Annotated in this window: 19 protein-coding genes; 7 read left to right on the top strand and 12 right to left on the bottom strand. The window is 70.0% G+C overall.

The window, feature by feature from the left end; genetic code table 11:
* The first annotated feature begins 43 nt into the window (after positions 1–43).
* From ACFOMP_RS01785 to ACFOMP_RS01770, 4 genes are all read left to right on the top strand, one after another.
* Positions 44–1,309, top strand: a complete 1,266-nt coding sequence (locus tag ACFOMP_RS01785) for a CAP domain-containing protein (RefSeq protein WP_379027673.1) — start codon at positions 44–46, stop codon at positions 1,307–1,309.
* Positions 1,310–1,423: 114 nt separating this feature from the next.
* A complete protein-coding gene (locus ACFOMP_RS01780; protein WP_289896115.1) occupies positions 1,424–1,834 on the top strand; it encodes a hypothetical protein in 411 nt (136 codons plus the stop codon).
* Complete coding sequence (locus tag ACFOMP_RS01775) at positions 1,831–2,355, top strand: cupredoxin domain-containing protein (protein ID WP_289896116.1); 525 nt, start codon at positions 1,831–1,833, stop codon at positions 2,353–2,355. The genes ACFOMP_RS01780 and ACFOMP_RS01775 overlap by 4 nt, the downstream gene beginning before the upstream one ends.
* Positions 2,352–3,035, top strand: a complete 684-nt coding sequence (locus ACFOMP_RS01770) for an RNA polymerase sigma factor (RefSeq protein WP_379027672.1) — start codon at positions 2,352–2,354, stop codon at positions 3,033–3,035. The genes ACFOMP_RS01775 and ACFOMP_RS01770 overlap by 4 nt, the downstream gene beginning before the upstream one ends.
* A 38-nt stretch (positions 3,036–3,073) precedes the next feature.
* On the opposite strand, the gene ACFOMP_RS01765 is transcribed toward ACFOMP_RS01770, so the two are convergent.
* The 3 genes from ACFOMP_RS01765 to ACFOMP_RS01755 all read right to left on the bottom strand — a co-directional run bounded on the left by ACFOMP_RS01765 (position 3,074) and on the right by ACFOMP_RS01755 (position 6,072).
* Positions 3,074–4,123: a quaternary amine ABC transporter ATP-binding protein gene (locus ACFOMP_RS01765; protein ID WP_379027671.1), complete on the bottom strand. Its 1,050-nt coding sequence runs from the start codon at positions 4,121–4,123 to the stop codon at positions 3,074–3,076.
* A complete protein-coding gene (locus ACFOMP_RS01760; RefSeq protein WP_289896119.1) occupies positions 4,120–5,001 on the bottom strand; it encodes an ABC transporter permease in 882 nt (293 codons plus the stop codon). Before ACFOMP_RS01760 ends, ACFOMP_RS01765 begins: the two co-directional genes overlap by 4 nt.
* A 75-nt stretch (positions 5,002–5,076) precedes the next feature.
* Positions 5,077–6,072 (bottom strand): ABC transporter substrate-binding protein, encoded by a 996-nt coding sequence (locus ACFOMP_RS01755; protein ID WP_379027670.1) that lies wholly within the window; start codon positions 6,070–6,072, stop codon positions 5,077–5,079.
* Positions 6,073–6,624: 552 nt separating this feature from the next.
* Here ACFOMP_RS01755 and ACFOMP_RS01750 point away from each other — a divergent pair.
* Entirely contained in the window at positions 6,625–7,233 is a 609-nt protein-coding gene (locus tag ACFOMP_RS01750) for a UdgX family uracil-DNA binding protein (RefSeq protein ID WP_379027669.1), read from the top strand.
* A gap of 261 nt (positions 7,234–7,494) precedes the next feature.
* Here ACFOMP_RS01750 and ACFOMP_RS01745 read toward each other — a convergent pair whose 3' ends face one another.
* Both ACFOMP_RS01745 and ACFOMP_RS01740 read right to left on the bottom strand, forming a co-directional pair.
* The gene (locus ACFOMP_RS01745; RefSeq protein WP_379027685.1) at positions 7,495–7,986 is read right to left on the bottom strand and encodes a cell wall hydrolase; all 492 of its coding nucleotides are present in this window, start codon (positions 7,984–7,986) and stop codon (positions 7,495–7,497) included.
* Between the two features lie 114 nt (positions 7,987–8,100).
* Positions 8,101–8,538: a MerR family transcriptional regulator gene (locus tag ACFOMP_RS01740; protein WP_289896123.1), complete on the bottom strand. Its 438-nt coding sequence runs from the start codon at positions 8,536–8,538 to the stop codon at positions 8,101–8,103.
* A 75-nt stretch (positions 8,539–8,613) separates the two neighbouring features.
* Between ACFOMP_RS01740 and ACFOMP_RS01735 the strand changes: the two genes are divergently transcribed.
* Complete coding sequence (locus tag ACFOMP_RS01735; RefSeq protein ID WP_379027668.1) at positions 8,614–10,767, top strand: heavy metal translocating P-type ATPase; 2,154 nt, start codon at positions 8,614–8,616, stop codon at positions 10,765–10,767.
* A gap of 33 nt (positions 10,768–10,800) precedes the next feature.
* Here ACFOMP_RS01735 and ACFOMP_RS01730 read toward each other — a convergent pair whose 3' ends face one another.
* Complete coding sequence (locus ACFOMP_RS01730) at positions 10,801–12,204, bottom strand: aldehyde dehydrogenase family protein (RefSeq protein ID WP_379027667.1); 1,404 nt, start codon at positions 12,202–12,204, stop codon at positions 10,801–10,803.
* A 346-nt stretch (positions 12,205–12,550) separates the two neighbouring features.
* Between ACFOMP_RS01730 and qhpR the strand changes: the two genes are divergently transcribed.
* Positions 12,551–13,495, top strand: coding sequence for an AraC-like transcriptional regulator QhpR (gene qhpR / locus ACFOMP_RS01725; RefSeq protein ID WP_289896126.1), 945 nt, complete (start codon positions 12,551–12,553; stop codon positions 13,493–13,495).
* Here qhpR and ACFOMP_RS01720 read toward each other — a convergent pair.
* From ACFOMP_RS01720 to peaA, 6 genes are read right to left on the bottom strand one after another with little or no spacing between them, the layout of a single operon-like run.
* Entirely contained in the window at positions 13,399–15,120 is a 1,722-nt protein-coding gene (locus tag ACFOMP_RS01720; protein WP_379027666.1) for an ABC transporter ATP-binding protein, read from the bottom strand. The genes qhpR and ACFOMP_RS01720 overlap by 97 nt on opposite strands.
* On the bottom strand, positions 15,113–15,784 hold the full coding sequence (qhpE, locus tag ACFOMP_RS01715) for a subtilisin-like serine protease QhpE (RefSeq protein WP_379027665.1): 672 nt from the start codon (positions 15,782–15,784) through the stop codon (positions 15,113–15,115). Before qhpE ends, ACFOMP_RS01720 begins: the two co-directional genes overlap by 8 nt.
* 1 nt (position 15,785) lies before the next feature.
* Positions 15,786–16,862, bottom strand: a complete 1,077-nt coding sequence (gene peaD / locus ACFOMP_RS01710) for a quinohemoprotein amine dehydrogenase subunit beta (protein WP_379027664.1) — start codon at positions 16,860–16,862, stop codon at positions 15,786–15,788.
* Positions 16,862–17,194 carry a quinohemoprotein amine dehydrogenase subunit gamma QhpC gene (gene qhpC / locus ACFOMP_RS01705; RefSeq protein ID WP_019353605.1) on the bottom strand — a complete coding sequence of 111 codons (333 nt, stop codon included), beginning with the start codon at positions 17,192–17,194 and terminating at the stop codon, positions 16,862–16,864. The genes peaD and qhpC overlap by 1 nt, the downstream gene beginning before the upstream one ends.
* Positions 17,191–18,648: a quinohemoprotein amine dehydrogenase maturation protein gene (gene peaB / locus ACFOMP_RS01700; RefSeq protein ID WP_379027663.1), complete on the bottom strand. Its 1,458-nt coding sequence runs from the start codon at positions 18,646–18,648 to the stop codon at positions 17,191–17,193. The genes qhpC and peaB overlap by 4 nt, the downstream gene beginning before the upstream one ends.
* Positions 18,649–18,652: 4 nt before the next feature.
* Positions 18,653–20,191 (bottom strand): quinohemoprotein amine dehydrogenase subunit alpha, encoded by a 1,539-nt coding sequence (gene peaA, locus ACFOMP_RS01695; protein ID WP_379027662.1) that lies wholly within the window; start codon positions 20,189–20,191, stop codon positions 18,653–18,655.
* Positions 20,192–20,235: the final 44 nt, after the last annotated feature.

Genomic DNA, 20,235 nt, shown 5'->3' with positions numbered 1-20,235 from the left:
ATAAGGTTGCAACGTCTGTCACCGTTTCACCCAAGGTTCCGCCATGTCCTTTGCATCCGCGCACGAGCGCTATTTCGCCAGCCTGGTCAACCAGTCGCGCCGGGCCGAGGGCCTGCCGGCCCTGGCGCTGGAAAAGCGCCTGAACGATTCGGCCGAGGGCCACAGCCGCTGGATGCTGAACACCGACGTGTTTTCGCATACCGGACGCAACGGCTCGTCCTCGCGCGAGCGGATGGAGGCGGCGGGCTTCGACCTGGCCGGGGCCTGGATGACCGCCGAGAACATCGCCTATGTCAGCATCCAGGGCGAAGCCGACCTGCGCGACGAGATCCGGCAACTGCACCAGAACCTGATGAACAGCCCCGGCCACCGCGCCAACATCCTGAGCGACGCGGCCTTCGTCGGCATCGGGCTCGAGGTTGGCTATCTCGAGCTTGGCGGCCGCCAATACAAGGTGCTGATGGCGACGCAGAACTTCGCCGACACCGACGGGCCGGTGCGCGTCGATACCGGCACCTTCATGCGGGTCGCCAATCCGGGCGCCGACCTGTCGCTGCAAAGCCGCGCCGACTGGCTGGAGGACTTCGATGGCAAGGTCTTCGTCACCCCCGGTCCGGCGCAGAACACGCCGCGCGCCGACGATTACCGGCTGACGGCCCGGAACGACGTGGCCATGGCCGGGAACGGCAACGACTGGATGGACGGCAAGGCCGGCCACGACACGCTGAACGGCGCGGCTGGCAATGACCGCATCCTGGGCGCCGACGGCTTCGATTCCCTGTTCGGCGGGCTGGGCCATGACACGTTGCAGGGCGGAAACGGCAACGACACCCTGGCCGGTGCCGACGGCAACGACCAGCTGCGGGGCGAGGTCGGCAACGACCTGCTGCGCGGCGGCACCGGCCAGGACACCATGCTGGGCGGGCTGGGCGCCGACCTGCTGGATGGCGGTGCCGGCGATGACTGGCTGCGCGGCGAGCTCGGCAATGACCGGCTGCTGGGCGGCGATGGCCGCGACACGCTGCATGGCGGCCAGGGCAATGACCTGCTGAACGGCGGCGCCGGGGCGGATGCCTTCGTCTTCCAGGACGGGCACGGCGCCGATACGATCAACGGCTACCAGCGCGGCCTCGACCGGCTGCTGATCGACGATGCGCTGCTGGATGCGAACCCGGCCGCCTTCATCCGCGATCACATGCGCAAGACCGCCACCGGCGTGGTCATCGACTTCGGCGATGGCGACCGGATCGTCGTCAACGGTCAGGGCCTGACCGTCGCCGGCCTGGCGGACGACATTTTCGCGATCTGACCGGCCCCGCCGGCGGCCCGCAGAAAAACCCGGATGGCGGGGAACATTTTTCGCGATGCCGCATCCAATCCGGTATGAGCCCGACCAGCGGGCTCGGATCGGAAAGGACAAGACATGCGCATCATCGCCCCCGTTCTGCTGGGCTCGCTGGCCGCCGCCGGCATGGCGCTGGCCCAGGACGCCGCCCTCACCGCACCGCCCGCCGCCCCCTTCGCCAAGGTCAGCACCCTGGTCACCCTGCCGGATTTCATCCCCGGCCTCGGCACGCTCTATGTCGATCCGGCCAGCCTGCCGGCAGGGCCGTTTCTGGGCTACGACCATGACGGCCGGCTTTCGGCCACCATCTACATGGTGCCGATCGAGGATCTGACCGCCGGCAAGGCCTTCGACAAGCTCGCGGTCGGAACCGACAGCGTGGCCGGCGTCGATATCTATTACAATGCCGGCCATCCGGGCGTGGAAAAGCCCCATGCCCATGTGGTGCTGTTCCACGACGCCGACGCCCGCGCCCGGCTGGCGAAATGAGGCTGTCGCGCCGCCATCTTCTGGCCCTGGGCGGCGGCCTGGCCGCCCTGGCAGGCGGCGCCGGCGCCGCCGGCCCGCCCATCGAGATCGCCATGCGCGGCAGCGCGCGCGGCGAAAGGGTCTGGTTCTCGCCCCGGGGCCTGGCGGTGGTGCCCGGAACGACCCTGCGTTTCGTGAACCGCGATCCCGGCAACAGCCATACCAGCACCGCCTATCACCCGGCGCTTTTCGATCGCCAGCGCCGGATTCCGGCGGCGGCGCGGCCGTGGGACAGCGGTTTGCTGTTGCCGGATCAAGCTTTCCAGATCACCCTGACCCTGCCCGGCGTCTATGACCATTACTGCCAGCCGCACGAGATGGCGGCGATGGTCGGGCGGATCGTGGTGGGCCGGCCCGGCGATCCCGGCTGGGAAGGCCCGGCTCCGGACAGCGAGGATCTGATGCCCGAGGTGCTGGCGGCATTTCCCCCGGTCGACGCCATCCTGGCCGCCGGCCGGGTCGAGGCGGAGGGCGCGGCATGATCCGCGCCCGCCCGCTGGCCGCCGCGCCGGACGACCCGGACTGGCAGCTGGTCGCGGCGGCCCGGGCCGGGGACGAGGCCGCCATCCGCGAGCTGGTGCGCCGCATGAACCCGCGGCTGTTTCGCATCGCCCGCGGCATCCTGCCCTCGGACGCCGAGGCCGAGGAAGCGGTGCAGGACGCCTATCTGGCCGCCTTCACCCATCTGGACAGCTTTCGCGGCGAGGCGCGGTTTTCCACCTGGATCAGCCGCATCGCCATCAATGCCGCGCGGATGCAGGCCCGCCGCCCGCGCCCCGACAGGGACCATGCCCCGGTGAACGACGACCTTGCCGCCTCGGCCGATGTGCTGGCCTTTCCCGGCGCCGAAACCGCTGAGACCGACGTGGCCCGCCACCAGGTCCGCGCCCTGCTGGAGGAGACGCTGGCCCGCCTGCCGCCCGAGTTGCGGCTGCCCTTCCTGCTGCACGAGGTCGAGGGCCAGCCGGTGCTGGCCATCGCCCATGATCTGGGGCTGAACCCGATCACCGTGCGCACCCGGCTGTTCCGCGCCCGGCGGCAGTTGCGCCGGGCGCTGGAGGTCCGGCTGCGCGGCGGCTTCGACGCGGTCTTTCCCTTCGACGGCGCGCGCTGCGCCCGGATGGCGGATCGCGTGGTCGTGGCCTTGCGCGGCCGGCCGTGACCGCCGCGCCCCGGCCGAGGCCGGCAGCAAGGCCGCGTTCAGTCCTCGCTGGCGGCGTCGGCCGGGTTGACCATGGCGTCCAGGATCGCCGGGAGGTCGATGGTCCCGACCAGCCCGCCATCCGCGTCGCGGACCTGCGCCTCGGACATGCCGGCCTTGGTCATGCGGCGCGCCACCAGGTCCAGCTTCGAGCGCGCCTTGACCGTGAAGCCCGGCAGCTCGCCCCCCTCGGCGGCGGGCGCGGCGATGGTCTGCGCCTCGATGATGCGGCCGCGGTTCACCTCGCGCACGAATTCGGCGATGTAGTCGTTGGCCGGGCGCAGCACGATGTCCTGGCCGGTGCCGACCTGCTCCATGGCGCCGTCGCGCAGGATGGCGATCTTGTCGCCCAGCCGCAGCGCCTCGTCGAGGTCATGGGTGATGAAGATGATGGTCTTGCGCAGCTCCTGCTGCAATTCCAGCAGGATCGCCTGCATGTCCATGCGGATCAGCGGGTCCAGCGCCGAGAAGGCCTCGTCCATCAGCAGGATCTCGGCATCGTTGGTCAGCGCCCGCGCCAGCCCGACGCGCTGCTGCATGCCGCCGGAAAGCTGGCGGGGATAATAGTCCTCGTAGCCCTGCAGGCCGACGCGGCCGATCCAGTGCCGGGCGCGGTCCTCGGCCTCGGCGATGCCCCGGACGTTCAGCCCATAGGCGGCATTGCGCAGCACCGTGCGATGCGGCAGCAGCGCGAATTTCTGGAACACCATCGCCGTCTTCTGCCGCCGGAAATCGCGCAGCTGCGCCGGCGTCATCGTCACCACGTCCTGCCCGTCATACAGCACCTGCCCCGCCGTCGGCCGGATCAGCCCGTTGATGTGGCGGATCAGCGTCGATTTGCCCGAGCCCGACAGCCCCATGATCACGGTGATCCGGCCATGCGGGATGGTCAGGTTGATGTCCTGCAGGCCCAGGACGTGATTGTGCCGGTCGTTCAGCTCGGCCTTGCCCAGCCCGGCCTTGACCGCCTCGACATGGCGCGCGGCCTCGGGGCCGAAGATCTTGTAGAGGTCGCGGATCTCGATGTCGTGCTTGCCTGCTTCGGTCATTTGCCGGCCTCCGCGTGCTTTTGCAGCCGCTTGCCATAGGCTTGCGTGGTGCGGTCCATGATGATGGCGATGGCGACGATGGCCAGCCCGTTCATCACCCCCATGGTGAAATATTGCTGGTTGATCGCCTGCAGCACCGGCTGGCCCAGGCCGCGCACCCCGATCATCGAGGCGACCACGACCATGGCGAGGCTCATCATGATGGTCTGGTTCACCCCGGCCATGATCGTCGGCAGCGCCAGCGGCAGCTGCACCTCGCGCAGCTTCTGCCAGCTGGACGAGCCGAAAGCCTCGGCCGCCTCCAGCACGTCGGGCGCCACCTGCCGGATGCCCAGATTGGTCAGCCGGATCACCGGCGGGATGGCATAGATCACCACCGCGATCACCCCCGGCACCTTGCCCAGGCCGAAGATCATCACCACCGGGATCAGGTAGACGAAGCTCGGCATGGTCTGCATCATGTCGAGGATCGGCGTCACCAGCCCGTTCATGCGGTTCGACTGTGCCATCAGGATGCCGACGGGAATGCCCAGCACCACCGCGACCAGGGTGCAGACCGCAACCATGGCGATGGTGCGCATCGTGTCCTCCCACATGCCGAAATAGCCGACGACCAGCAGCGCCAGAACCGCTCCCAGCGCGATCCTCCAGCTGCGGCTGGCCAGCCAGATCGCCACCGCCAGCACCGCCAGCACCGCCACCCAGGGCGAGCGGATCAGCAGGTTCTCGATGAAGGTCAGCAGGCTTTGCAGGGGCGCGAACAGCGCCTCGAGCGTGTCGCCCCAGGCGCGGGTGAAGTCGCGGAAGGCGCCGTCGACGGTCTGGCGCATGGCGCGCAGGCTGCCGCGGCTCATTTCCGGGAAGCGGATCAGGTCCATGTCTTTCGTCCTTTGGAAATGGAAAGGGGCAAGGCCGCGACCCGCGACCTTGCCCGTCAGGCGCGATGGCGCGGCTTACAGCGCCGCCTTGACCTTCTCGGCCACCTCGGCGGGAACCCACTCGGTCCAGACATCCTCGCGGGTTTCGAGGAATTCATAGGCGGCGTCCTCGTTGCTGGCCTGGTTCTCGGCCATCCAGGCCAGCATGGCGTTCACCGTCTCGTTGCTCCAGGCCCGGGTCTCGACATAGTCCATGGCCACGCCGGCCTTGTCGGCGAATTCCTTCGTCACGGCGGTATAGACATCCGAGACCGGCCATTCCGTCACCTGCGGATCGGCGCAATCGGGCTTGACCATGCATTCATCCCAGCGTTCGCGGTCGAACCCGGCCTCGAGATCCAGCCGGGTCATGTCATACTGGCCCAGGATGGCCGTCGGCGCCCAGTAATAGCCCAGCCAGCCCTCTTTGCGGTTGAAGGCCCGCGCGATCGAACCGTCCAGCGCCGCGGCCGAGCCGGAATCGACCAGCTCGAAGCCCTTTTCCTTGGCGCCCGAACCCAGGAACTGGTTGCGGTTGATGGCCTGGCAGGCCCAGCCCGAAGGGCAGCCGAACCAGGCGCCCTTGCTGTCATCCTCGGCGCCGGGGAACAGCTCGGGGTGTTCCAGCGCGTCCTTGAGCGTGCGGATGTCGTGCTCTTCGGCCAGCCAGGTCGGCACCCAGATGCCCTCGACGCCGCCATCGGACAGGATCTTCGAGGCAATGACGATGCGCCCCTCGGCCACCGCCTGGTCGAGCGGCTCCTTGACGGCATTGACCCAAAGCTCGGGCGCCATGTCCGGCTCGGCCTTTTCGTTCATCGAGGCGAAGGTCGGCATGGTATCGCCCACCACCAAGGCCACGTCGCAGCCATAGCCTTCCTCGAGGATGATCTTGTCGACCCAGGCCGCCAGCCCGGCCGAGGCCCAGTTCATCTCGGCCACGGTGATGCTGCCGCATTCCTCCTCCTCCGCCAGCGCGGGTGCGGCCAGTGTGAAAAAGGCAAGCGAGGTCGAAGCAAGAAATCTGCCCATTAAACGATATCTCCGGATTGTCAGCGCGCCGGCGCAAGGCGGCGCAAGGGGGGGCGAAACCGACCGGCGCTGGATGCCGGTCACCTCCGCGGGTCTGTCGCGACCCTGTTGCATGGAATGGGGCAAGGCCCCGATTTCGAGGCGGTCAGTATACAGTCCCGCGGGAAAAGTTCAAATCCCTGCCGGCATTTGGCCGGATCAGTGCGCGCCGGGCGGCATGCGGGGCGGCACGAGGCGGGGCGGGATCCAGCCCGAAAGGCCCTTGTTCGGCTGCCTGGCCCCGGGGGTCAGAACGGTCGGGACGGGCCGGATCGTGCAGGCCCGTCCATGCCCCGGCGCACCCTGCTGCGGGCGGTCCGGCATGGCGCCGGGGATCGCCAGACCAGCCGCCGCAAGCACGCCGCCGCGCCAGGTGGCGGCGGCCGGCCGCGGGGTGCCGGTGATGGCCTCTACCGGGGCGGCGTTGACCCGGTGCCACGGGCCGGCGGGAACATCCCGCCGCCATGCCGGTTGATCCGGTGCAGGCCCGAAGCGCTTGGGAGGGAAAGGCCAATGTCGGATGCAGAGGTCGTGGCGGACTCGCTCGGCGCGCTGGCCGAGGCCGAGACCGCCTGCACGCGCTGCCCGCTCTATCGAAACGCGACGCAGGTGGTGCCGGGCGAGGGACACCAGCAGGCGCGGATGATGGTGGTCGGCGAACAACCCGGCGACAAGGAAGATCTGGCGGGGCGGCCCTTTGTCGGCCCGGCCGGGCGGCTGTTCGACCAGGTGCTGGCCGAGGCCGGCATTCCCCGCGACCGGATCTTCGTCACCAATGCCGTCAAGCATTTCAAGTTCGAGCCGCGCGGCAAGCGGCGCCTGCACCGCAGCCCGAATGCCGGCGAGATCGACCGCTGCAGATGGTGGCTGGGCCAGGAACTCAAGCTGGTCGCGCCGGCGGTGCTGGTGGCGATGGGGGCGTCCGCGCTGCGCAGCCTGCTGGGCCGGCCGGCCACTATCGCCTCGCTGCGCGGCGCCATCCGCGAGATCGAGGGCGGCACACCGCTGATCGCGACGATCCATCCCTCGCTGTTGCTGCGTATCCGCGATGCCGAAGCGCGGGACCGGGAAAGGGCGCAGTTCATGGCCGACCTGCAGCGCGCCTGGCAGCTGACAGGGTGAACCGCCGCTGCGGCACCGTCGGCGCCGGCAGGTCGGCGGGGGCGGCCGGGACGCGCCCGGGGCCATCGACCGGATCGGAAGGTGAAACGGAAGAATAAGCCATGCGCTGGCTGCTCGCGACCGGCGCGGTGCCGCTTGCTATCCGGGGTGCCTTTCCGTCGGCGCGATCGACGGTGACGGCGGGAAGATGGGGCAGGACAGCGCCAATCCCCTTTCCGGCAGGAACAGGCCGGGGCGGCCCGGAGCCCGGAAACCGCTGCCTTATCGGGTCATCGCCTCGATGGGCCGCGGCGGAACCGATTGCGTCACCAGATGGCTTTTCCGCTTCTCGTAGAAGGCATTGCCGCCCGCGACCAGGACGTAATGCATGTTGTCATAGGGGAATCTGTGCCCGGCGGTGTGGAAGAACATGGCATTGCCGATCAGCGGGTGGCGCTCGCCGCGCAGGACCGACCGCGCCGCCTCGCGGACCTGGGGCGGAACCCTGTCCATGCGCCGCGTCATCACCCCCGGCGCGAATTGCCGCTTCTGACCCACGACGCCGCAGACGGTGTTCGGGTACTGATCCGAACGGACGCGATTCATCACCACGCTGCCGACCGCCACCAGCCCGTCGCGGCTCGAGCGGTTGGCCTCGAAATACATCGCCCGCTCCATGCATTCCAGCTCGCTGTGCCGGCGGAAGGAACAGCCGGCCAGAACCAGCAGCGCCGCGGCCAGCAGGGCGCCGGCGCGCAATTTCGGGATCGTCATCATCTGCCCATCCTGCCGTGCATGGCATGTTATTGTGGTTTGCCCTTGCCGGCAGAATAGCAGCAGCCGGAACGCCGCATCAACCCTGCCCTGCCCCGCCGCCTGAACCGGCCCTTACGCGGTCAGATCGTCGCCGGTGGCATGTTCATGGCCGCAAAGCGCGTGGTTGCCCAGCACCTCGATCACCCGGCAATCGGCGATCCGCCCCGAGGAGCAATGCGCCAGCATCCGTTCCAATTCGTCGCGCAGCGCCTCGAGCCGGCGCAGGCGGGCGTTCACGGCGGCAAGCTGTCGCCCGGCGATGCGGTCGGCGGCGGCGCAGGACCGGTCGGGATTGTCGGACAAGGCCAGCAATTCGCGGATATCCTCCAGCGCGAAGCCCAGTTCGCGGGCGTGGCGGATGAAGGCCAGCCGCTCTTGCGTGCGGCGCCCGTAAAGCCGCTGGTTGCCGCTGCTGCGCTCGGCCTCGGGCAGCAGGCCGATCTGTTCGTAATAGCGGATGGTCGGCACCTTCACCCCGGTCGCCCGGCTCAGTTTTCCGATACTCAGCATGAAATGACCCTTGAAGCTCTAGCGACTAGAGATCCTATCTTCCCGAATCGAAGAAGGCAATCGAAGGGAAATGAGATGACGGAACGGCTGGAATGGCGGGTGACCGGCATGGATTGCGCGGGCTGCGCGCGCAAGCTGACCGATGCCGTGGCTCGGCTCGATGGCGTGGAACAGGTCAATGTCGGCCTGATGGCCGAACGCCTGTCCCTGACCCTGCAGCCCGGGCCGACCAGGGCGCAGGATATCGAGACGGTGGTGCGCCGGCTGGGCTACGGCATTGCCGTGCCGGCCGGGGACACCCTTCCGATCCGCGACGCCTGCTGCGGCGGCGATCATGCCCACGCCCAGCCGGAACCGTCGCCGCGCTGGTACGAAACGGTCCGGGGGCGGCTGGTCCTGGGCACCGGCGCGCTGCTGGCCCTGGCCTGGGCGGTCACGCTGTGGGGGCCGGCAGCGGCCGGGCGATGGGCCTTCGTGCTGGCCTGCCTGATCGGCACGGCACCGGTGGCCTGGCGGGCGGCGCAGGCCCTGCGCATGGGCCAGCCCTTCACCATCGAAAGCCTGATGACCATCGCCGCCATCGGCGCCCTGGCCATCGGCGCGGCCGAGGAGGCGGCGCTGGTGGTCTTCCTGTTCGCCCTGGGCGAGCTTCTGGAAGGGTTCGCCGCCAACCGCGCCCGCGACGGCATCCGGGCGCTGGCCCGGCTGGTGCCGCAGACCGCCCTGCTGATCGAGGGCGAGCGCCTCCGCGAGATCCCCGCCGGCCGGCTGCGGCCCGGCGATCCGGTGCTGGTGCGGCCCGGGGCGCGCATCCCCGCCGATGGCGAGATCGCCGAGGGGCTGGGCGGCATCGACGAAAGCCCGGTGACCGGCGAAAGCCTGCCCGTCACCCGCGGCCCGGGCGATCCGGTCCTTGCCGGCACCGTCAATGCCGAGGCGGCGCTGCGCATCCGCGTGACCCGCGCCGGCGCCGACAACACCATCGCCCGCATCATCCGCCTGGTCGAGGAGGCCGAGGAGGCGCGTGCCCCGACCGAGCGCTTCATCGACCGCTTCAGCCGCTGGTACATGCCCGCGGTGGTGCTGCTCGCGGCGCTGGTCATGCTGCTGCCGCCGCTTCTGGCCGGCGAGCCCTGGGGCACCTGGATCTATCGCGGCCTCGCGCTGTTGCTGATCGGCTGCCCCTGCGCGCTGGTGATCTCGGTGCCGGCGGCCATCGCCTCGGCGCTGTCCAGCGGCGCGCGGCGCGGCCTGCTGCTGAAGGGCGGCGCGGCACTGGAAGCGGCGGCGCGGGTGCAGAGCCTGGGCTTCGACAAGACCGGCACGCTGACCGTCGGCCGCCCCGAGGTGACCGGCATCGTGGCCCTGGCCGCGGCCGAGGAGGAGGAGGTGCTGGCGCTGGCCGCCGCGGTCGAAAGCGCCTCGAGCCATCCGCTGGCGCAGGCGATCCTGCGCCGGGCCGAAGCCCTGCCCCTGCCCCTGCCGCAGGCCAGCCAGGCCCGCGCCATCCCCGGCAAAGGCGTCGAGGCGGTGGTTGCCGGCCGGACCCTGACCGTCGCCAGTCCCGGCCATGCCGAGGCGGCCGGGGTGCTGGGCGCTGCCGAGACCGCCCGCATCCGGGCGCTGGAGGAACAAGGCCTGACCGTCGCCGTGCTTTACGACCGGCAGGCGCTTGGCCTGATCACCCTGCGCGACGAACCCCGCGCCGACGCCGCCGAGGCGATCCGCCAGATCCGGGCGCTGGACATCGCGCCGCTGATCCTGACCGGGGACAACCCGCGCAGCGCCGCCGCCATCGCCGGTCCCCTGGGCACCGATTGGCGGGCCGGCATGCTGCCCGAGGACAAGCTGGCCGCAATCCGCGACCTGGCCGCCCGGGGCGGGGTGATGATGGTGGGCGACGGCATCAACGATGCCCCGGCGCTGAAACAGGCCAGCATCGGCGTGGCGATGGGCTCGGGCACCGACGTGGCGCTGGAGACGGCCGACGCGGCGATCCTGCGCGACCGGGTCACGGATATCGCCGCGCTGATCCGGCTGGCCCGCGCCACCATGGCGAATATCCGCCAGAACGTCGCCATCGCGCTGGGGCTGAAGGGCGTGTTCCTGGTCACCTCGGTCCTGGGGATCACCGGGCTGTGGATCGCCATCCTGGCCGATACCGGCGCCACGGTGCTGGTGACGCTGAACGCGCTGCGCCTGTTGCGGCTGGACCCGACGCGGGAATAGGCGGGGCGCGCGCGCAGGCGGCCCCGCCGCCGCTCAGCGCGCCTCGTTCACGATGCGGATCTGGGTGAATTCATGCAGCCCCTCCTCGGCGAATTCGACGCCGAGGCCGGATTGCTTGGCGCCGCCGAAAGGCATGTTCGGCCCGAAATCCAGGTGCTTGTTGATCCAGACCGTGCCGCTTTCCATGCGCTCGGCGACGCTGCGGGCCAGGGCGCGATCCTCGCCCCAGACCGAGCCGCCCAGACCGAGGTCCAGCCGGTTGGCGCTGGCCACCGCCGATTCGACATCCTCGAAGCGGATCACCGGCAGGATCGGGCCGAACTGCTCCTCGTCCACGATGCGGTCGCCGTCCCTGACATCGGCGACGATGGTCGGGCGGATGAAAAAGCCCGGCCCCTCGGACACCTCGCCGCCGGCCAGGATGCGGCCATCGGCGCGGGCCGAGTCGAGGAAGCCCCTGACCTTTTCGAACTGCATGCGGTTCTGCAGCGGGCCGATGGTGGTGCCCTGCTGCAAGCCGTCGCCCACCACGGCGGCCTCGGCCAGCGCGGCCAGGCGGGCGCAGACATCCTCGTAGATCGAGTCGTGCACATAGGCGCGCTTGATCGCCAGACAGACCTGCCCGGCATTCATGAAGGCGCCGGCGAACAGCCCCGGCGCGACCTTGGCGGGGTCGGCGCCCGGCAGCACGATGGCCGCGTCGTTGCCGCCCAGTTCCAGCGTCAGCCGCTTGATGGTGGATGCCGCGCTGGCCATGATCTTCTGCCCGGTCGCGGTCGAACCGGTGAAGGAGATCTTGGCGACATCGGGATGCGCGGTCAGCGCCGCGCCCAGATCGTTCTGGTCGGTGACGATGTTGACCACGCCCGGCGGCAGGATCCCGGCGATGATCTCGCCCAGTTTCAGCGTGGTCAGCGGCGTGGTCGGCGCGGGCTTGACCACCATGGTGTTGCCGGCCAGCAGCGCCAGCGGCAGCTTGAAGGCCACGATCAGCACCGGGAAGTTCCAGGGGATGATCGCGCCCACCACGCCCAGCGGCTTGCGGAACTGCCGCACCAGCCGGCTGTCATTGTCCTCGATCACCTTCACCGGCAGGTCGTAGCCCGCCAGGTGGCGGATGAAGGCGCAGGTATACAGGATCTCGGCCTGGGCCTCGGGCAGCGGCTTGCCCTGCTCTTGCGTCAGCAGTCGGGCGAATTCCTCGGCCCGGGCGTCAAGCGCCTCGGCGATCTGCAGGATCAGGGCGCGGCGCTCCTCGATCGGGCGGGCGGCCCAGCCTGGAAACGCGGTTCTGGCCGCCGCCACCGCCGCGTCGAGTTGCGCCCGCGAGGCGCGCGGCGCCTCGGCCAGCACCTGTTCGTTGGCGGGGTTCACAACCGCCATGGTCATGTCGCCCGCGACCAGCTTTCCGTCGATCAGCAGTCTGTATTCGGTCATCTTACCCCTCCCGGAACCTGGGCGCGATCCTGGACCAGGCCGGCGGCGCGATTCTTGCCAAATCCGGCCAATCGTCGCAGCGGCGCGGAAATCTGGCCGGAAATGTCAGATTGCCCCCGGCCGCGATCTGCCGCGATCCCTGACAAAAATGACGCATTTGCAAAGGTTTCAGGACAATTTCCCTGCTCCGCGGTCCCATCGCGGGTTTCTTGGGGATCGCGGCGCGGCTGTGCTACAGTTTGTCGCAACAGGGAATTGCCGGGCCAAGGCGCGAGACAGCGGCCGACCCGGCGCAGCCACGGGAAATGCCATGCAGACGTCATGGATTCGCGGAGCCGTCGCATCGATGCTTCTGGGGCCGGAGGCCGAGCCCGTCCTTGCGGCGGCCGAGCCGCCGATGCCGCTGGAAACCTTCGTCGGCCGGTTGGAGCGGGAACGCGCCACCAGCACCGACAGCCTGCAATGGTGGCGCTCGGGCGAGGCCATCCGCCTGACCAGCATCGGCACCCTGGGCGAGGCCGTTGCGCCGCGCCGCACCCTGGGCGAGGCGCTGCGCACCTTTGCCCGCGGCTTTCCGGTGCTGCAATCGAACAGCACCGTCTCGCTGGAGGTGACCGGGGACGAGGCGCATGTCTCCTATCGCGTACTCGACCCGCGGATCTGGCCGCGCCGCTCGGATGCCGAGCTGACGCTGGGTCTGATCCGCGGCATCTGCGACCGCTACGGCGTCCCGCGCGAGGCGATCCAGGACCTGTGTTTCGAGCATGAGCCGGACCGCGATCTGCGGGCGCTGGCCCGCCACCTGGGCCGCGCGCCGCGTTTCGGCCAGGACGAGAACCGCATCACCTTCCGCGCCGAGGTGCTGGCCCACCGGCTGCGGGCCGAGCCGCAGGGGGATGCGGCGGAAAGCGTCAAGCGGCTGGATTCGGCGCTGATCGAGCTGCGCCGGCAGACCCCGGTCGCGCAGCGGGTGCATGAGCTGATCCTGGCGCAAATGGAGCGCGGGCTGGTCAACCAGGGCCATATCGCCGCGCAGCTCGGCATGTCCGAGCGGTCGCTGCGCCGGGCGCTGGCCGCCGAAGGCCAGCCCTTTCACGAGATCCTCGAGGAATGCCGCCGCGCCCATGGCTTCGCGCTGCTGGTGCGCAGCGACCGGCTGTTCGGCGAGATCGCGCTGCTTCTGGGCTATTCCGATCAGACGGCGTTTTCGCGGGCCTTTTCGCGCTGGTACGGCGCCTCGCCGCGCGAGCTGAGGAAGATGGGCGCCGAGGAGGTCAGCGTGATCCGCTGATCGAAGCGGCCCTCGCGCGCCGGGCCGCTATGGGCGATGAAGATGCGCGTGGCTTCGCCGCGCCGCGCCTCGATCGCGGCCAGGATGCGCCGGCAGGCGGCGTCGTCGATTTCCGAGAAGGCCTCGTCGAAGACCAGCACCTCGGCCGGGCGCAGCAACGCGCGGGCGATGGCGATGCGCTGGCGCAGCCCGCCCGAGAGATTGGCCCCCGTCTCGCCGATGGGCGTGGCCAGTCCCGCCGCGGCCCGCGCCCAGCCGGCCAGGTCGGCGGCCTCCAGCGCCTGCCACAGCGCCGCCTCATCCGCATCCGGCGCGGCAAGGCGCAGGTTTTCGGCCAGCGTGCCGCGCAGAATCGCCGGGCGCTGCGCCAGGTGAGTGATGCGCGCGGCCAGCGCCAGCGGCCGCAGATGCGCGACCTCGGCGCCCGCAAGCCGGGCCGATCCCTCGGCCAGCGGCGCGTCGCGGGTCAGCACGGCCATCAGCCGCGACTTGCCGATCCCCGACGGCCCGTCCAGCAGCACGCGCTGGCCGGGCAGGATCGCGGCCGTCACCGGATGATGCGCGGCACCCTCGGCGCGGGCCTCGCGCAGGGCGATGGCCAGCGGCGCCGCGGGCGGCTCGGCGCCGGCGTCCGGGCGGGCCGAGGCGATCACCGCGCCCAGCCGGTCCGCCGCCACCCGCGCCCGGGCCTGCGCGTGGTAAAGGCCCAGCAGGTTGCGCAGCGGCCCCGACATCATCCCGGCATAGGCCAGGAAGGCGACCAGCGTGCCGATCTGCCATTCGCCGCGCACCACCTGCCAGCCGCCGACCAACAGAATGGAGCCGCGCAGGATGGCGGTGATGGTCTGGCTGACCGCGCCCACCGTCTCGGACCAGAGCCGCTGGCGGGTTAGCCCGGCGATCTGCGCCTGCTGTGCGGCGCCGAAGCCGGCCTCGCGCTGGTCCAGCGCCCCCAGGCCGCGCAGGGTGGCGCGGGCCGACAGCGTCTCGGCCATCTGCGCGGACAGCGCCCCGCGCTGGCTGCGCACCTCCTCGGCCAGCGCGCGGGTCCGGGGTCGGGCGCGGGACAGGAACCACAGCTCGAACGGCGCCGCCAGCAGCGGCAAAAGCGCCATGCGCCAGTCCAGCGCGATCATCAGGACCAGCCCGCCGGCCAGCCGGAACAGCGCGCCGACCGCGACCAGGGCGGTGTCGAAGGCGAAGCCCTGGATCTCGGCGCAATCGCCGTCGAGCCGCGCCATCGCCTCACCCAAGGGCAGGTCGGGACGGTCAGGGTCGCGTGCCAGTGCCGCGCCGAACAGCCGGCCGCGCAGGTCGGCCAGCATCCGGGCCGAGGCGCGCAGGTGCAGCATGGCGTTCACCATCCCGAAACCCACCGCGCAAAGGCCGAGCGCAAAGGCCAGCCCGGCCCAGAAGATCAGCGCGCCCATGTCCCGCGCCATGATGCCGGCGTCGATCACCTGCCGGGTCAGCATCGGCATCGCCAGCCCCAGCGCCGCTGCGGCAAGCGATGCCGCCAGAACCACCAGCCCCGAGGGCAGCGCCCGCGCCATCACCGGCGCCAGCCAGCCCGCCGCTTCGGCGCCGAAGATCAGCCGGGCCATCCGTGCCGCCAGCCTATCCATGGCCGCTTTTCCGTTCCGGCCCGTGATGGAGCGCGCGTGCCGCCAGCGCCGCGATGGCGGCCGGTCCGTCCAGCCGGCCCGCCCCCGTCATGATCGCCGCCAGATGGCCGGCGACGCGGGCCGCGCCAAGGCTGGCACCGCCCATGCCGGGCGGGGCGTGCTCGGGCGAGTTGCACCAGGCGCCGAACAGCGCCGGGCCAAGCTGCGACAGATCCTGCCAGCCGCAGCGGGCATCGCCGGTGGCGGCGATGACGCCGGGATAGGCGGCCGGAAAGCAGGGCGCGCCGCGGGCCGGATGCGCCGCGACCAGCACCGCCCCGCCCGCCACCAGCGCCTCGCAGGCTCGGCGCAGCGGCGCCCGGTCGGCGCTCAGCCCCAGGCTCATGCAGATGACATCGGGCCGCCGCGCCGCGTCCATGGCACCGAACCAGCGCAGCGCGGCGGCGACGCGCAGCGCGCTGGTCAGCGGCCGCGCGTCGAAGACCTGGGCATGGATGATCGCCGCGCCCGGACAGGCGCGGCGGATGATCGCGGCGACGGCGGTGCCGTGGCCCAGCCGGTCGGGCCCGGCCGCGATGGCCGCGCCGTCGGCCATGAAGGCGCGGGCGGCGTCGGCCTGATCCTCGGGGCCGGGGCCGCTGTCGATCACCCCCACCCGCAGCATGTCATTCGTCCCGCGTGAACAGCCGCACCGAGGCCAGCGACATCGAGGCGTTGCCGGGCAGGTCGACCTGGCCCTTCTTCTCCAGCGTTTCGGCGTCATAGGCGGCAAGGTCGCCAAGCGCGCCGCCCAGCCAGACCGTGCTGCCGTCGGTCGAGACGTTCACCGAATAATAGCTGTGCGGCAGCGGCACCCGCCGGATCGAGGCGTTCCTTTCCAGATCGAAACTTTCCAGCACGTTATAGGCGCCGAAGGCACGGGTCTTGGCCGGGTTCACCGCGGTCGAGAAATAGAACACGTCCATGATGCGCACCTCGCGCATCGCCATCTCGCCGGTCGCCAGATCCATGGTCAGCAGCCCGGTGCGATAGGCGGTCGGATCGGCCGGGTCGATATCCTTGCGCGCGGTATAGAAAGGCGTCGCCATCACCCCCGAGCTTTCGTGCTGGTTCCAGACCGCCAGCACGTCGGGCTGGGCATAGGTTTCGGATTCCCAGCTCTGGATCGGCTTGTCCTCGAGCAGCGTGCCGGTCTCGGGGTCCATCACATGCAGGTTGCGGCCCAGCCCGTAAAGCTTCGAGCCGTCGCGGGCCCAGGCCAGCATGGTGACCTGGCGCGGCGCCTCGAAATCCTTGCGCCGCGTCAGCGTCTCGGCGTCGTAAAGCGCGATGCGGGTGGGCTGGACCTCGAAATGCGTCAGCGCCAGCTTTACCGGACTTTCATAGATGGCCAGCGTCTTGCCATCGGGGGACAGCGCGGCGCCGAACAGGCTTTTCACCCGCTCCTCGGGGGTGGACAGGTCGATGCGGCCCAGCGTCTCGCCGGTCAGCAGGTCGATCTTGACCAGGCTTTCGGACTTGTTGACCGTGGCATAGGCGATCTTGCCGCCCGGCGCGACCATCGGCACCATGGGCGTGGGGCCGGCGTCGTCGATCTCGATCACCTTCTCGACCGCCATTTTCTCGGTATCGACGACGACCAGCTTGTTCGGCCGCGCCGGGGCCAGGATGTAATCGCGCGCCAGCGCAGGGCCGGCCAGCAGCGCGGCGGCGGAGGCCAGGAGCAAAAGCGATGTGCGCATCAGGACGAGCCTTTCGTTTCCGGAAACACCGATTGCAGCTTGCGCCAGTCCTGCATGACGTCGTCGGCGCCGGCGCTCCAGTTCGGATAGGTGTTCAGCGTGTCGGCGACCTGCGCCGGCCACCAGCAGGGATCGGCGCAGCCGTACAGGTCCGCCTCCATCGGCTGGCACAGGTTCGAGACGGCGCCGAAGGCGTCCACCTCCCAGCCGGGGTCGAAGGAGGTGGTGCAGCCGACCAGCGAATTCATCGCCACGACCTCCTCCTCGCGGCCCTCGGCCTCGGCTTCGACAAAGGCCTTGGCCTTGGCGTTGGCGGGCGTCAGATGTTTCATTGGAGAACCTCCCTTGCTGGGCCGGACCGGGTGATCCGGGGCTCTAACTGGCTGCGGAAGAAGGACGGGTTGGCCTGCATGATGCGGACATAGGATTCGATGCCGAAATCGACCCAGTCCCGCATCAGGTCGCAGTAATGCCAGACCGGCGCGAAGGGATCGCCTTGCCGGGCATAGCTTTCGTGATAGCAGCCGCCGGCGCAGATACTGCGGATGCGGCAGGTCTTGCAGCCGAAGGCGCTGCGGTCCTGTGCGGTCTCGATGAAGCCGGCGAGCTTGGGGATGTCGATGCCGGTTTCGACATTGCCATAGGTCGGCTGGTTCGAGCCGACGAAGCGGTGGCAGAGGTGCAGCTCGCCCTCCTTGTCCACCGCCAGCATCCCCAGGCCCGCGCCGCAGGGCACCGCCTTCTTGGTGCCCTGGGCGATATCGGTCAGAAGCTGGTGCATGTTGGAAAAGCCGATGTTCTCGCCCCGGCAGGCGGCCTCGACATAGCGCCGGCCCAGGGTCTTCATGTCCTCGAAGGCGGATTTCAGCGCCGCATCGTCCAGGTTGAAGACCGCGATCGGCCCCGAGGTCGCCGGACCGAAGCCGACCTCGTGAAAGCCCAGCTCGTTCTTCAGGTGGTCGTGGATGCCGATGACGTCGGTCACGCCCCGCGTCAGCGTCACCCGCACGCCCACCGGGCGCGAGCGATAGCGCGCGAGCAGCATCCGCACATTGCGCGCCACCAGGTCATAGGTGCCCTTGCCGCCAACGGTCTTGCGGTTTGCGTCATGCAGCGCCTTGGGGCCGTCCATGCTGACCGTCAGCGCGAAGCGATGCGCGTCGAACCAGTCCACCAGTTCCGGCGTCAAGAGCGTCGCATTGGTGGTCAGCGAGAAATCGACCGTCTTGCCGAGTTCCGCCGCGCGCGGCAGGGCATAGGCCACCACCTCGCGGATCAGGGTCATGTTCGACAGCGGCTCGCCGCCGAAGAACACCACGTTCACCCGGTCGCGGGCATGGGCCTGTTTCAGCAGCAGCTCGAAACTGGCGCGCGCCGTCTGAAAGCCCATTTTCTGGCCCTTGGCGGGGGTGGTCAGGTCTTCCTTGTAGCAATAGGTGCAGGCCAGGTTGCAGCCGGTGTTCACGTTCAGGATGATCGTGGACAGCGGGATCTCCTCGACCTTCGCGATGGGGCGCGGCATCTCGGGCGTCTCGGCGTCGCGCAGGATGTCGAGCGCCAGGAAACTTTGCAGGCAGTCGGCCAGGGTGTCGGGGGCGTGATGCGCGCCCAGCTCGGCGCGCATCACATCGGGATCGACGGCGGACGAGCGGCGGAACAGGTCGTAGACGTCGCGCGCCACGCCGTCGAGCTCGAACAGGCTGGTCGTCGGCACATGCATCAGCATGGCATGGCCGTCGACATCGACGCGGTGGGCATTGTGGCGGATCAGGGTCAGGGCTCCCATGGCGTCACCGGATCGGCGCATCGACGAAGCGCTGCACCGTGGCGTAAAGATGCGCCTCGGCACTCAGCGGCCCGCCTTCGGCATCGACGGTGGCGACGACCTTCAGATTGCCGGCATTGTTGGTCTGCATCGGGCGGTCCGGATTCGGCCCGGCATCGGAGGGCGTGAACAGCCCCGTGTCGTCGATGGAGCCCGCATATTTCGCGTCCTGCATCTTTTCCGCCTCCTCGTCGAAATTGTCGGTGGCCCAGCTGGCCGGGAAGGCGCCCAGGGCGATGTCGTCCCCGGTGCCGGCCTGGCCGTCGGGGCCGTTCAGCCAGCCCATCGCCTCGAACTGCGCCGGCACCTTGGGGATCGGGCCGCCATTGCCGCCGATGCGGGCGATGGTCAGGTCGGGCACGATGCTGATGCGGTCGGGCCGGTCATAGGCCACCAGTTCGACCTTCTGCCCGCCCAGATCCAGGCTGACCGGGCCGGGCGCGCCGCTGGCGGTCAGCTTCAGCACCGTCACGCCGTCCGCGGCGCTTTCGACGCGGCCGGCGACGCCCTCGGGCAGCACCAGTTCATCGCCAAGGCCGGTGCCGGCGACGCGGACCCGGGTTTCCTCGCCGATCTTCAGCCGCGCGGGGGCCGTCGCCAGAACCTGCGGCGCGGCATCGGATTTCACCGCCGCCAGCCGCCCGCCGATCACGTCGCTGTCGGCATGATACCAGCGGCCCGAGAAGCGGCCGTCCTCGAAGGCCAACACTTGGCGGATGGTGGTCTCGCCGTCGCTGAGCGTCGCCCGCCATTCGCCGGCCCCCAAGATGCGGCCGCTGCCGGCAAAGCTCCGGCTGCCATCGGCGAAGTCGAGAGTCATGGTCACCTCGTAATCCTCGCCCGCCTTCTTCAGCGTCAGCCGGCCGGTATAGTCGCCGCGTCCCGGCTGCCGTCCGGCCAGCACGTAATCGCCCGAAGCATCGCCGGCAAAGGCGGCCGGCGCTTCGCCCAGCGGATAGCTTTTGGCAAGGAAGGGGATGATCTCGGCCTGGGCGATGCCCCACCAGTCGCGGTCCCGGGCCAGCGCCTGATATTCCAGCGTCGGGAACTGGCCCAGGTGGAAGTTGACCAGGTGCTTCCAGTCCTCGGGCGCGCGGCGCTGCAGGGCGACGCGGGCATAGGAATGGCAGCGGCCGCAGGTCTGGGTCATCAGCGTGTCCGGGCCTTCGTCGAAGGCCACCGGCTCGCGCTCCAGGATGTAGCGGCGCTCGGCGGTTTCCGCCAGGGTCAGGCCGCGCGTGTCGGACAGGTAGCGCACCACGGCGGCACGTTCCGCCGGCTCCAGCGCGACGCCGTGGTTGCGCATCATCCGGGTCACGGTCATGTCCCAGCCCTCGGGGGTCTTGCGGGCGGCGTCGATGCGCTCCCATCGGCCGTCCTCGTGCTTGACATGGCAGGCGGCGCAGGCGTTCTCCAGCACCTCCTCGCCGGACACCGCCAGCGCCGGGGCGGCGGCGGCAAGGGCGGCGACAGAGACCAGCGCGGTTCGGGTAAGTGGCTTCATCTGGCGGCTTCCTCTGGCTCGTCGGGATGGATGGCCCGATTGCG

This window comes from Paracoccus simplex (assembly GCF_042648325.1).
In the GTDB taxonomy this organism is placed as follows: domain Bacteria; phylum Pseudomonadota; class Alphaproteobacteria; order Rhodobacterales; family Rhodobacteraceae; genus Paracoccus; species Paracoccus simplex.
Note: the sequence above shows the minus strand (reverse complement) of the source record. Positions and strands in the feature narration are given on the sequence as shown.